Genomic DNA, 11,562 nt, shown 5'->3' on the forward strand with positions numbered 1-11,562 from the left:
ATTATGAAACCACTTAAAGTCGTCTTTTTCGGCACCCCAGAGTTTGCAAAAACAATTTTACAGGCCATACATGAATCCTCGCACGAAGTCGTCGGAGTCGTTACGACCACAGATAAAGCTTCTGGAAGGGGGCAGAAAGTATCAGAATCGGCTGTAAAAACCTATGCGCGTGAAAATGAACTTGTTTTGTTCCAACCGGAAAAACTGAAGGATCCGGATTTTCTTTCTTCAATTGAGGCGCTTAAGGCGGACCTTTTCGTGGTTGTAGCCTTCCGCATGATGCCGAAAATCCTTTTTGAAATGCCACCCTTGGGCACATTTAACCTCCATGCATCCCTACTCCCAGACTATCGAGGAGCAGCACCAATCAACTATGCAATTATGGGTGGAGAGAAAAAAACAGGTGTCACCACTTTTTTTATAAACGAAAAAATAGACGAAGGAGCAGTCCTTATGCAAGAAGAAATAGCGATCGAGCCCACGGACTCGGCCGGTACGCTGCACGACAAACTAATGCTTCTTGGAGCAGATTTGGTTTTAAAAACCCTTGACGGTTTGGCAGCAAATGAATTAGAACCTAAGGTTCAAGTTCAAACAAATGAACCTAAAAACGCATTCAAAATCTTTAAGCAAGACACCAAAATTGATTGGCAAAAAGACAGTGAAACCCTGTATAATTTCATTCGAGGTCTCTCTCCTTACCCCTCCGCCTTTACTACTCTTGAAATTGGAGGAGAGCAAAAGAATCTTAAAATTTATGAAGGACGCTTTGAAATCCTTGAAACAGGGAAAGAAGCAGGAACCCTTTCTGTCGATAAAAATGAACTCCGAATTTATACAAAAGACGGAATCTACTTCCCCACCAGCGTTCAGCTTGAAGGCAAAAAAAGAATGGATATTAAGGACCTATTGAATGGTTTCAAATCCTTATCCGAAATAAAAAGGGCCTGATTTCTCAGGCCCTTTTTATTTTAAAGTTCAACGAGCTCGCTAACTTCTACGTCGTATCCTCCCACGATCGGTTTTAGATCCGGATTCTGCGTGATCACCCGAAACTTACTTATTCCCAAATTCTTCAGGATTTGAGTTCCAATTCCGTAGTCTCGGAAATTAGATGCAAGCGTAGGACGCGCAGCAGAGCCTTCTTGGTAATTTAAAAATTGCTGAAGCTTGCGCATCGTATTTTCGTTGTTGGAAACGTTGTTAATAAATATAAGCGCTCCTTTTCCTTCCTCATTAATCATGCTCGTCACTTTCTCAAGCAAAGGCTTTTCTCCAGTGATTAATCTACTTAATACATCGAAATAAGAATTTGAGGCTTGTACACGTACGAGTACCGGTTCGTCTGCTTTCCAACTTCCTTTGGTCAAAGCAAAATGAATTTGATCTGTACTGGTTTCACGGAAAGCATAGAAATGAAAATCGCCGTAATGCGTCGTGACTTCTCTTTCTTCTAGTCTTTCTATTAAATCTCCCTTTTGAAGCAAATAATGAATTAGATCTTCAATGGAGACGATTTTAAGATCGTGTTTCTTAGCAAGTGCGACGAGCTGAGGAAGTCTAGACATGGATCCGTCTTCGTTCATAATCTCGCAAATCACACCTCCTTCTTTCAGACCTGCTAATCGAGTTAAATCGATCGCAGCTTCTGTATGCCCTGCACGTTTTAAAACGCCTCCTTTCTTAGCGCGAAGCGGAAAGATATGCCCAGGTCTCATGAAATCCGCAGGTTTTGTCTTTGAATCCATAAGGGCTAAGATGGTTTTTGAACGGTCGCTTGCAGAAATACCTGTAGACACCCCCTCTCCTAACAAATCCACGGAAACGGTAAATGCGGTTTCCTTTGGATCGCTACTACGAGTTACCATGATATCGAGTCCCAGCTCGTCACAACGCTTCTCCGGAAGGGGCGTACAAATTAGTCCGCGACCGTAAAGAGTCATAAAATTGATCATTTCGGGCGTGGTAAGTTCGGCTGCGGAAAGAAAATCGCCTTCATTTTCGCGGTTTTCATCATCAACTACAATGATGATTTTCCCTTGACGTAAATCCTCGATTGCATCGGGAATGGTATTAAGTTGAATATCTGACATTTTGTGGTATAAAATAGACTACAAATATACGAAGCAATAAGGGTTGAAAAAAAATTTACAGCGGATATTATGGATTAATAAAAATTTGCCTATTTTTGCATTCCAATAAAGGGTACTTTGGCCGAGTGGCTAGGCAGTGGTCTGCAACACCATCTACAGCGGTTCGAATCCGCTAGGTACCTCAACAAAACCCTATGAAGCTGAATCCAAGCGACATAGGGTTTTTTGTTTGTTTCAACGGTTACCTGAAAGCCTAAAAAGGAGGCGGTTCGCATTGTGCAAATAAAATCAAAACTACTACGCAGTCCACTTTTAGCCCTTTTAAAGGATTGGAATGAAGCAATTAAAAAGAATTTCAAAACTCGATTTATAGCTCACAAATCACTCAATATTACCTCTATAAGGGTCCTTAAGACAGCAATTCTCAAACTTAATTTAGGAATTTTAACATTTCCTTAACATAGGTTTGGCGTCTTACTTGTCTATAGGTACAGTAGAATTATTTATTCTAACTGAAAAATAGACGAAATGAAAGCAATAGTAATACTAGGAGCCGCTTCAGTTTTAATGCTGAGTGGATGTAAGAAAGACGAAACCGTCGCTCAAAAATCACTTGAGCAAGAAAAAATTGAGTACCAAGCTCGTCAATTAGAAATTGAAAGGCAAAAACTTGCCATTGAAAAAGAGAAAATGGTATTCGAAAGAGCCAAAGATAGTATCGCAAAAGTAGAGACTGAAAAACAGGCCGCAGTTTCAAAAGCCGCAACTCCGGTCAGAGAAAGAGTGGTAGAAAGAACTGTATATAGAGACAACCCATCTTCTAATTCTGGATCTTATGCAGGGCCAGCCGACAATGGAACATACCAAGAAGCACCTGAAAGAAGAGGAATGAGTAAAGCCGCCAAAGGAACCATTATTGGTACCGTAGGGGGAGCTGCTGCAGGTGCCATTATTAGCAAAAAGAACCGAGGCGCAGGAGCTGTAGTCGGAGGTATCATTGGGGGTGCAACAGGATATACCATTGGTAGATCGAAAGACAGGAAAGACGGACGTGTAGTTCGTTAAGTCCTTCCAAAAAGAACAAAATTTTATATTATAAACCGTCCGGAGTCTAGTGATTCCGGACGGTTGTTTTTTGCCACTTCTTCCCCATCTAAATAGAGGATTTGAAAAAAAGCAATGCAGGATCTTATCTTTTCTTCCGTATGATTAAATTCACTACAATCCTTAGGCAAGCACCCAGAACATTGCTTATATTTGTACTATGTTCACACTTGGTAATTTCCTCACACTATCCACCTTCGGCGAAAGCCATGGCCCTGCCTATGGAGGTATTTTAAGTAATTTTCCTGCAGGGATTGAGTTAGATCTCCCTTCAATTCAGTATCAACTAGACCGAAGAAAACCAGGACAGAGCAAACTAGTCACACAAAGAAAAGAAAGTGACACCGTTCAATTTCTTGGTGGAATCTTTGAGGGAAAAACCACGGGAACTCCGATTGGTTTCTTAGTGGAAAATGAAAACCAAAAAAGCAAAGATTACGACCATTTAAAAGAGAGTTATCGTCCTAGCCACGCAGATTACACGTACGATAAAAAATTTGGGTTTCGTGACTATCGAGGAGGAGGTAAATCCTCGGCAAGAGAAACTCTTAATTGGGTCATCGCTGGGGCGATCGCAAGACACCTCTTGGAAGGCGTTACCATTAATGCGTACGTCTCTTCCGTGGGGGAAATATTTTGTGAAAAACCGTATCAAGAGTTAGATTTCTCAAAAACCGAGGATTTTGATGTTCGATGCCCCGACAAAGACTCTGCAGAAAAGATGACGGCCAAAATAAAAGAGATAAAAAAACAAGGAGATACCATTGGCGGAACCATTACTTGCGTGATTGAAAATGTTCCTGCGGGACTAGGCGAACCTGTTTTTGGAAAACTTCAAGCAGAACTTGCAAAAGCGATGCTCAATATTAACGCAGCCAAAGGTTTTGAATACGGCAGTGGTTTCTGTGGAGCCAAGATGAAAGGAAGTGAGCATAACGATTTGTTCAACGAGGATTTCACTACAAAGACTAATCTTTCAGGAGGAATTCAAGGGGGTATTTCCAATGGAATGCCTATCTATTTCCGGGTGGCTTTTAAACCGGTAGCCACTCTTTTAAAACCTCAACCTAGCATCGACCAAAATGGAAACGCAGTGCAAGTGGAAGGAAAAGGAAGACACGATGCATGCGTACTTCCTAGGGCCGTTCCTATTGTTGAAAATCTGGCTGCCTTTGTGCTGGCAGATTTATTCTTAATTCAAAAAACTAGAAAATTATAATACCATGAACAACGTAAAATCATACTGGGACAAAGCTATTAGTCTTGATCAGTACCTAGAAGTAAACAACCAACGACTTGAACAGCCGAAGGACGAGCAGGAAGCATCCTACAAGGAATACTATGATCTCGGAGCGCAGCGAATGGCACGAACTCTAAAAACCTTTAAAAAGGATGAAGCCTTAGTTGAAAAATTAAAATCAAAAAATTTCAACGGCAAAATTCTTATTATTTCTGAACCCTGGTGTGGTGATGCTAGTGCAACGGTTCCTGCCATCCATGAGTTTTTCAAGGATACCCATGAGGTGAAGATCTTCCTTCGCGACGACGACACCTCACTCATTGACCAATATCTTACAAACGGTACGCAGTCGATTCCGATTGCTTTAGTCTTAAATCAAGACTATAAGGTTTTGGCCCATTGGGGGCCTCGACCTAAACACGGTTTCGAACTTCTAAAGAAATTCAAAGAGAATCCAGAAGCCTACCCGAAGGAAGAATTCTACAACGATTTGCAAGTGTATTATGCAAAGAACAAAGGAAAAGACGCCCTTGAAGAACTTATAGATTTAATATAAATCCACAAACAAAATAGTAGTGAAAAAGAATTTAATTTACATTGTACTCTTAGCCGCTTTAGGTATCATCGCATTTGTACCGGGAGTAAAGGAAATGTTTATGCCGGTCGCTGAAATAGAAGAAGCGGTGAAAGTGAATGAAGAGGACTATGACATTGCCCTTGAAGGACTGAATACTCCAGATGCAAACCTTAAAGATTTTCGAGGCAAAAAACTCCTTTTTCTAAATTTCTGGGGCACTTGGTGCGCCCCATGTCGAGAAGAATGGCCTACGATTGAAGCGCTCTACAAAGACCGTAAAGAAGAGATGGACTTTGTTCTTATCGCAATGCTAGACGAAAAAGAAGCAGTTTTAAAATTCATGAAAGAAAAAGGGTATACTGCGCCCGTTTACTTAGCCAAAAGCCCAGTAAGTGGCAAAATTCTTCCCAAGGTTTATCCCACCACATTTATCCTCGATAAAACGGGAAGAATCTTGCAAAAAGAAACCGCAACGAAAGATTGGAACAGTGTGGAGTCCAATGAGTTCATTGACAATATGCTGAAATAATTTGTTGGCAATTTAATTAGCGTAAAGCATTATGGAATGCATTTTGCAATTAAATTAGCCTAACAACACAAAATGAAATATTCAAAAATTGCACTTATCAAGGAAGCTATTAAGCATAAAGGTTTCCTACAAAAAGTTCCTGTCATTTGGCGCATGGTCAAACTATGGAGAAAAGGAGTCTACCCTACCAAAGCAATCGATTTAATTATCCCTATTTTAGGGTTGCTTTATGTGATCTCTCCTATTGACCTTATCCCGGAAATAGCGGTACCGGTCATCGGATCGTTAGACGATCTTGCGGTACTCGCCTTTATCATACCTAGATTAATCAAAGAAATTGATAAGTTCCTGCTTTGGGAAGCCATGCAAAAAGAAGGAATCACAACGCTTGATCTTGAAGCTCAAGGATAGAAATAAGATAACAAATCAAATACAAAACCGGCGAATATCCTTCGTCGGTTTTATTTTACCAAATTTTTCCTCAAATTTACGCCGTGAAGACATTACTCTCAATTGTAGGTACGACAGGAATTGGAAAGACAAAACTCTCTATTGATTTAGCTAAGGAGCTGAAGACCGAGATTTTCTCCTGTGACTCTCGTCAATTTTACAAAGAAATGCCGATCGGAACAGCGGCACCCTCTATGGAGGAACTCCAAGAGGCTACTCACCATTTTATTGGGCAGAGGTCTATTTCTGAGCCCTACTCCATTGGCCAATACGAGCATGACGTACTAGAAGAGCTGGAAATTTCGTTTAAGAAATCCTCAATTCTCATCCTAGTCGGAGGTAGCATGATGTATGAAAAAGCCGTTCTAGAAGGACTTCACCCTCTTCCTACGGCCAATGAGGAAAACCAGGAAAAACTACTTGAATTGTGGCAAAACCAAGGACTGGAGGCTCTTCAAAATCTACTTTTAGAGTTAGATCCTCTCTATCATAGTCAAGTTGACCTTCAAAATCCGCGTAGATTGCTTCGTGCACTAGATATTATCTGGCAAACTAAGTCTCCCTATTCTACACTCTTACAAGAATCAAAATCATCTCGTTCTTTTCAATCCATTCGAGTTGGAATCAAAGCTCCTCGAGAACTGATATACGACCGAATAAACCAACGGGTGGACTCCATGATGGAAAAAGGACTTTTAGAAGAAGTAAAATCTTTACTACCCTTCAAAGACTACCCCGCTTTGCAGACCGTAGGCTATAGCGAACTTTTTCAATATTTTGAACACCTGTGCAGCTTAGAAAATGCGGTCGAAGAAATCAAGAAAAATTCTCGGCGGTTTGCAAAGCGTCAACTCACTTGGTACCGGAAGGAAAATGATATTTTTTGGGTCGACCACAGCGATGCCTTCGAGCAAAGCATGCAGTACTTGAAAACCCATCCACTCGCACCTTTAGAGCCCCTAACTAGCTCTAACAATTGAAAGATCCTAGCACTTTTCAAGAGCAGGGTTATATTGGAAAAAATTCAGTATTTTTGATTTTCGAAATCACGATTAAAACACACTTCCCCCATGGCAGATACACCTTCAAATATGCTCCCTTTAGGAACCAGAGCCCCTTACTTCGAACTTCCTAATCCTTCAGCCCAAGGAGAAATTCAAAGCCTTGAGCAATTGAAAGGAGAAAAAGGAACTCTTGTTATTTTCATGTGCAACCATTGTCCTTTTGTACAGCATGTGATTGACAAGCTTACTGAACTGTATGAAGACTATCAAGGTCAAGGAATCGAGTTCATTGGAATTAACGCGAACAACGCTGAAAAATACCCAGCCGATTCTCCTGAAAAAATGATTGAGTTTCAGATTGAGCGCCGTTTTGATTTTCCTTATTTATTCGATGAAAGTCAATCGGTTGCCAAAGCATACGATGCTGCATGTACGCCAGACTTCTTCTTTTTTGATGAAAAATTGGACCTTATTTACCGCGGACAAATGGACGACTCCAGACCTGGCAATACAAAAGAAATCACGGGCGAGGATTTAATTATCGCTTTTGAAAATCTACTGGCGGGCGCCCCTCAAGAAGAGTTTCAAAAACCGAGCTTAGGATGCGGCATCAAATGGAAGTAGGAATTTCTCTTTCTATTTAAAATTCTCCTATCTAAAACGCGCACCTAGAAATAGGGATTATACTGCTTTTCAAACCCAACACTAGTGGATGGACCGTGACCGCAATATACATTTGTGTCTGAATCTAAAGTGAAAAGTTTCTCTTCAATGCTTTTTAATAGCGTTGGATGATCTCCCTTATAGAGATCCGTACGACCAATGCTTCCTTGAAATAGCACATCTCCACTAAAAATGGCCTTGTTTTGCTTCGAGTAAAACGCCACATGTCCAGGAGAATGTCCAGGCACGTGCAGTACTACAAATTGTTGGTCGTGTAAATACAAAACCTCCCCTTCGGTTAGCTCTTTAATTTCTCCACGAAACGCTTCAAATTCAAAACCAAATCTTCTTGCATCAAGAGGATTTCTGGACAAATTCTCCTTTTCAAGGCCATGCAAAGAAACCGGGACCTTGTACCGGTCAACACACGCCTGTAGCCCTAGAACATGATCGATATGCGCATGAGTTAGTAAAATCCCTTCTACCTTAAGCTCCTTAGATTCAATAAAATCAAACAGCCTCCTAGTTTCTATCTCGTTGCTATTTCCAGGATCTAGGATCCAAGCCTGAGTCTTAGAATAGAGGACATACGTGTTTTCGGAAAAAGGATTAAATGCAAAGGGTTCAAAGTCAAACATAAGAAAAAGGTTCTAGTTTCAAAAATAAGGAAATAGCAATTGGATAGGGTCCATTAAAAGAAAAAGCTCATCTAGACTAGAGAGTTTGATGAGCTTTTAGAAGATTAAATAGGATTTAGTTAAAATTCATTTGCTCCTCGCAAAGGGTTTTAACTACTTGGATCCATGGATCCTGATCGTTCATACAAGGAATGTACTTAAATTCCTGACCTCCCGCATGGGTAAACTGTTCTTTTCCTTCGATTGCGATCTCCTCTAAGGTTTCGAGGCAATCGGACACAAACGCAGGACAGCAAATGGCTATTTTTTTCACACCATTTTCCGGGAAAGTTTCTAAGGTTTTGTCGGTATAGGGCTCGATCCATTTGTCACTTCCTAAACGGGATTGGAAGGAAATTGCCACCTGATCCTTGCTTAACCCTAAACGCTCACGAACAAGTTCCGTAGTTCGGAAACATTGATGTCGGTAGCAGTATTTGTGAGCAGGTAAAGAATCCTCTTGGCAGCAATTGTCTATGCGACAGGTCTTGGTAGGATCGGTTTTACGCAAATGTCTTTCAGGAACTCCATGGTAGGAAAAATGCAATTTATCAAACGTTTGAGGCAAATCCTTTTCAATACTTTTCGCAAGAGCATCAATGTAAATATCCCTATCGTAAAACGCAGGAACGTAATTAATTTTCACATTCGGGAACTTTAGCGCCTGTACTTCTTTTGCCTTCTCAATCACCGTTTCTGTCGTACTCATTGCATACTGCGGATACAGTGGGAAAAGGACGATTTCATCGACTCCTTTTTCCACAAGCTCTCGAATCCCAGTCTCAATGCTTGGCTCTGCATATCGCATTCCCACAGCCACAGGTACATCCACTAGGGGCTGCAACTTTTCTTTAATTTGCTGCGTGATCACAATAAGAGGTGAGCCTTTATCCGTCCAAACGGAACGATAGGCCTCAGCGGATTTCTTAGGACGTGTTTTTAAGATGATGCCTCTTACCAGCAAATTCCTAAAAAACCAACGGTAATCAATGACACGTTCGTCCATCAAAAACTCGTCTAAATATGTTTTGACATCCTCTACCTCGGTCGACTTTGGCGATCCAAGATTGACTAATAAAATTCCCTTCATAATTTTTTTTTGTCCTAAAAGTCTCTGCTTTCTAGGGATCTTGATTCTCGATTATCCGTTCACCGCCTCTACGGTTTCCACTAATTCAGGTACAAATTGCTTCAGAATGTTTTCAATCCCCCCTTTAAGGGTTGCGGTTGAACTAGGGCATCCTGAACAAGCACCTTGTAATAGCATTTTTGCAGTCTTACTGTCAGCATCGTATTCGATGAGAGTGATTTTACCTCCATCATTTTCTACAGCGGGAGAAACGTATTCATCTAATATATTGGAAATCTCTTGTTCTGCATCGGTGTACTCTCTTTGAATACGCTCCATAGCAGGCGCTTCGTGGCTTTGCGCCTTGATAAGCGCTACCGTATTTCCACTTTGCAAAAATTCTGCGATAAATCCTCTTACAGCCACCATCACCTGATGCCACTCTACGGAATCATCCTTTGTTACCGCCACGAAATTATCTGAAATAAACACTTCGGTCACAAATTCAAATTCTTCGTACAATGCGCTTGCTAAGGGAACCTGAGAAGCTGCCTCTCGGGATTTCACTTCTAGAAATCCTTCCACAATAAATCGTTGGGAAACGAACTTCATTACGGCAGGGTTTGGAGTCATTTCTGCATAGACAGGGAAAAGCTCTCTTTTCTTTGTTTTTGCGTAAATTCTCGGGGTTTCTAACAGTTGGTCTTCAATAATCTCTTTTAATTGATCTTGAACTGCGTCCCATTCTACGCCGTCTGCTTTCGCCACAGCAATAAAATTGGCCGTGATGAAAATTTTCTCAACAAAAGGGAACTTCAGAAGTTCTCCTGCTAGGGGAATTTCTGAATTATCCGTGTCCCGATCCAGCTCTAAAGAGCCTGGTATCAAGGTATAATCGGTTGCGAACTTAATTACTTTTGGATTCGCAGTAGTCTCTATCGTTAGTTGTCTCATTTTTCGTAAATTTGAATAGCAAAAATACGCAATTAAGCCCACATAAAAGCTGAAGTGCAGTAGAGTTTGTCAATTAACATTTATCATAAAATAATTTAAGTCATGGCACTTGTAAAAGAACTTTTAGGAAAAACCCCTCAAATTGGAGAGGGTACATTTTTAGCAGAAACAGCTACTGTAATCGGAGACGTTCAGATGGGGAAAGACTGTAGTATCTGGTACAATGCGGTGATTCGCGGGGATGTGAATTTCATTAAATTGGGAAACCAGGTGAATGTGCAGGACAACGTAATGCTGCACTGTACGTATGAAAAATATCCACTTGTGATTGGAAATAACGTCTCAATTGGCCACAATGCCATTGTACACGGCTGCACATTAGAGGACAACGTTTTAATCGGCATGGGAGCCATTGTAATGGACAACTGCAAGATTGAAAGCAATTCTATTGTAGGAGCAGGCTCCGTGGTTATCCAAGGAACCCGAATTAAATCCGGTGAAGTTTGGGCAGGAACACCCGCAAGAAAACTAAAAGACATTTCTGTGGATCTTTTAGAAGGCGAAGTAAATCGGATTGCAGACAATTATGTGATGTACTCAAATTGGTACAAGGAAGAAAAATAACAAGAAGCACACGAAAAGCCACAGAATCTGTGGCTTTTTCGATTCCTATTTATTGAGCAACGTCTAGTGCACTTTGTCCGTAATACAAAGTAGCCACTCCCTCTTCACAACGAATCCCTGCAGGAGCCTGCGTGACGGAACAGTCTGAAATAATTCCATACTTCAAATTAAAACTTGAGCTCGCCTGATTGTATTTCGAAATTTGAGGAAGGAGTTCTTCTTCTAGTTCAATAGGGTATGCAATGAAACTTGCCGGTCCTCCACAAGCTTTGGACCCTAAAGGCGACACTCTCCATTCCAAGGGATCTGAGCATTTTACGCTTGCGATCTGCTCCGCAATGGAGGCTTTTAATCCTCTAAGGAACCCACGGTCCCTTTCAATATCCATATCTTCTTTATCCGTATAATCTCTCTCAGGCATTAAGGCTACATCTTTTGGCAATCGCTCCTGTTTTTGTGCGGAGTCCTTGCTTTTGCATCCGGACAAAAATAAAGTTAGGAGTAGAAAAAAGGCAATTCGGTTCATATGAAAAGGGTATTACAGCATAAATCTAAGAAAAAGGAAGCAAGATTCAGGC

General features: G+C 41.0%; 14 protein-coding genes and 1 tRNA gene. 10 read left to right on the forward strand and 5 right to left on the reverse strand.

The window, feature by feature from the left end:
• The first annotated feature begins 3 nt into the window (after positions 1 to 3).
• A complete protein-coding gene (gene fmt, locus AC3IRX_RS05910; protein ID WP_489208906.1) occupies positions 4 to 951 on the forward strand; it encodes a methionyl-tRNA formyltransferase in 948 nt (315 codons plus the stop codon).
• A 20-nt stretch (positions 952 to 971) separates the two neighbouring features.
• Here fmt and ribB read toward each other — a convergent pair whose 3' ends face one another.
• Positions 972 to 2,093, reverse strand: coding sequence for a 3,4-dihydroxy-2-butanone-4-phosphate synthase (gene ribB / locus AC3IRX_RS05915; protein ID WP_489208908.1), 1,122 nt, complete (start codon positions 2,091 to 2,093; stop codon positions 972 to 974).
• A gap of 111 nt (positions 2,094 to 2,204) precedes the next feature.
• Here ribB and AC3IRX_RS05920 point away from each other — a divergent pair.
• The 8 genes from AC3IRX_RS05920 (at position 2,205) to AC3IRX_RS05955 (ending at position 7,621) form a co-directional block, all read left to right on the forward strand.
• Positions 2,205 to 2,275: transfer RNA gene (locus AC3IRX_RS05920), tRNA-Cys, on the forward strand.
• A gap of 346 nt (positions 2,276 to 2,621) precedes the next feature.
• Positions 2,622 to 3,158 carry a YMGG-like glycine zipper-containing protein gene (locus AC3IRX_RS05925; RefSeq protein ID WP_489208910.1) on the forward strand — a complete coding sequence of 179 codons (537 nt, stop codon included), beginning with the start codon at positions 2,622 to 2,624 and terminating at the stop codon, positions 3,156 to 3,158.
• A gap of 199 nt (positions 3,159 to 3,357) precedes the next feature.
• A complete protein-coding gene (aroC, locus tag AC3IRX_RS05930; protein ID WP_489208912.1) occupies positions 3,358 to 4,416 on the forward strand; it encodes a chorismate synthase in 1,059 nt (352 codons plus the stop codon).
• 4 nt (positions 4,417 to 4,420) lie between these two features.
• The gene (locus AC3IRX_RS05935) at positions 4,421 to 4,993 is read left to right on the forward strand and encodes a thioredoxin family protein (protein ID WP_489208914.1); all 573 of its coding nucleotides are present in this window, start codon (positions 4,421 to 4,423) and stop codon (positions 4,991 to 4,993) included.
• Positions 4,994 to 5,012: 19 nt separating this feature from the next.
• Positions 5,013 to 5,543, forward strand: coding sequence for a TlpA family protein disulfide reductase (locus AC3IRX_RS05940; protein ID WP_489208915.1), 531 nt, complete (start codon positions 5,013 to 5,015; stop codon positions 5,541 to 5,543).
• A 72-nt stretch (positions 5,544 to 5,615) separates the two neighbouring features.
• Positions 5,616 to 5,954, forward strand: a complete 339-nt coding sequence (locus AC3IRX_RS05945; RefSeq protein ID WP_489208917.1) for a YkvA family protein — start codon at positions 5,616 to 5,618, stop codon at positions 5,952 to 5,954.
• A gap of 83 nt (positions 5,955 to 6,037) precedes the next feature.
• Positions 6,038 to 6,973, forward strand: a complete 936-nt coding sequence (miaA, locus tag AC3IRX_RS05950; RefSeq protein WP_489208919.1) for a tRNA (adenosine(37)-N6)-dimethylallyltransferase MiaA — start codon at positions 6,038 to 6,040, stop codon at positions 6,971 to 6,973.
• Positions 6,974 to 7,063: 90 nt separating this feature from the next.
• A complete protein-coding gene (locus AC3IRX_RS05955; RefSeq protein ID WP_489208921.1) occupies positions 7,064 to 7,621 on the forward strand; it encodes a thioredoxin family protein in 558 nt (185 codons plus the stop codon).
• A gap of 44 nt (positions 7,622 to 7,665) precedes the next feature.
• On the opposite strand, the gene AC3IRX_RS05960 is transcribed toward AC3IRX_RS05955, so the two are convergent.
• From AC3IRX_RS05960 to AC3IRX_RS05970, 3 genes are all read right to left on the reverse strand, one after another.
• Entirely contained in the window at positions 7,666 to 8,298 is a 633-nt protein-coding gene (locus tag AC3IRX_RS05960) for an MBL fold metallo-hydrolase (RefSeq protein WP_489208923.1), read from the reverse strand.
• A gap of 115 nt (positions 8,299 to 8,413) precedes the next feature.
• Positions 8,414 to 9,427 carry a ferrochelatase gene (gene hemH / locus AC3IRX_RS05965; protein WP_489208925.1) on the reverse strand — a complete coding sequence of 338 codons (1,014 nt, stop codon included), beginning with the start codon at positions 9,425 to 9,427 and terminating at the stop codon, positions 8,414 to 8,416.
• A gap of 51 nt (positions 9,428 to 9,478) precedes the next feature.
• Positions 9,479 to 10,360, reverse strand: coding sequence for a NifU family protein (locus AC3IRX_RS05970; RefSeq protein ID WP_489208926.1), 882 nt, complete (start codon positions 10,358 to 10,360; stop codon positions 9,479 to 9,481).
• A gap of 102 nt (positions 10,361 to 10,462) precedes the next feature.
• On the opposite strand from AC3IRX_RS05970, the gene AC3IRX_RS05975 reads away from it, so the two are divergent.
• Complete coding sequence (locus AC3IRX_RS05975; RefSeq protein ID WP_489208928.1) at positions 10,463 to 10,984, forward strand: gamma carbonic anhydrase family protein; 522 nt, start codon at positions 10,463 to 10,465, stop codon at positions 10,982 to 10,984.
• A 49-nt stretch (positions 10,985 to 11,033) separates the two neighbouring features.
• Here AC3IRX_RS05975 and AC3IRX_RS05980 read toward each other — a convergent pair whose 3' ends face one another.
• Entirely contained in the window at positions 11,034 to 11,510 is a 477-nt protein-coding gene (locus AC3IRX_RS05980) for a hypothetical protein (protein ID WP_489208930.1), read from the reverse strand.
• Positions 11,511 to 11,562 lie beyond the last annotated feature (52 nt).

Source organism: Epilithonimonas sp. KH_059, assembly GCF_057838485.1.

Excerpts from the sequence above, each read along its gene's own strand:
- fmt (WP_489208906.1), top strand. The coding sequence starts at position 4 with ATGAAACCACTTAAAGTCGTCTTTTTCGGCACCCCAGAGTTTGCAAAA.
- AC3IRX_RS05955 (WP_489208921.1), top strand. The coding sequence starts at position 7,064 with ATGGCAGATACACCTTCAAATATGCTCCCTTTAGGAACCAGAGCCCCT.
- AC3IRX_RS05975 (WP_489208928.1), top strand. The coding sequence starts at position 10,463 with ATGGCACTTGTAAAAGAACTTTTAGGAAAAACCCCTCAAATTGGAGAG.
- AC3IRX_RS05960 (WP_489208923.1), bottom strand. The coding sequence starts at position 8,298 with ATGTTTGACTTTGAACCCTTTGCATTTAATCCTTTTTCCGAAAACACG.
- AC3IRX_RS05980 (WP_489208930.1), bottom strand. The coding sequence starts at position 11,510 with ATGAACCGAATTGCCTTTTTTCTACTCCTAACTTTATTTTTGTCCGGA.
- ribB (WP_489208908.1), bottom strand. The coding sequence starts at position 2,093 with ATGTCAGATATTCAACTTAATACCATTCCCGATGCAATCGAGGATTTA.
- aroC (WP_489208912.1), top strand. The coding sequence starts at position 3,358 with ATGTTCACACTTGGTAATTTCCTCACACTATCCACCTTCGGCGAAAGC.
- hemH (WP_489208925.1), bottom strand. The coding sequence starts at position 9,427 with ATGAAGGGAATTTTATTAGTCAATCTTGGATCGCCAAAGTCGACCGAG.
- AC3IRX_RS05925 (WP_489208910.1), top strand. The coding sequence starts at position 2,622 with ATGAAAGCAATAGTAATACTAGGAGCCGCTTCAGTTTTAATGCTGAGT.
- AC3IRX_RS05970 (WP_489208926.1), bottom strand. The coding sequence starts at position 10,360 with ATGAGACAACTAACGATAGAGACTACTGCGAATCCAAAAGTAATTAAG.
- AC3IRX_RS05945 (WP_489208917.1), top strand. The coding sequence starts at position 5,616 with ATGAAATATTCAAAAATTGCACTTATCAAGGAAGCTATTAAGCATAAA.
- AC3IRX_RS05935 (WP_489208914.1), top strand. The coding sequence starts at position 4,421 with ATGAACAACGTAAAATCATACTGGGACAAAGCTATTAGTCTTGATCAG.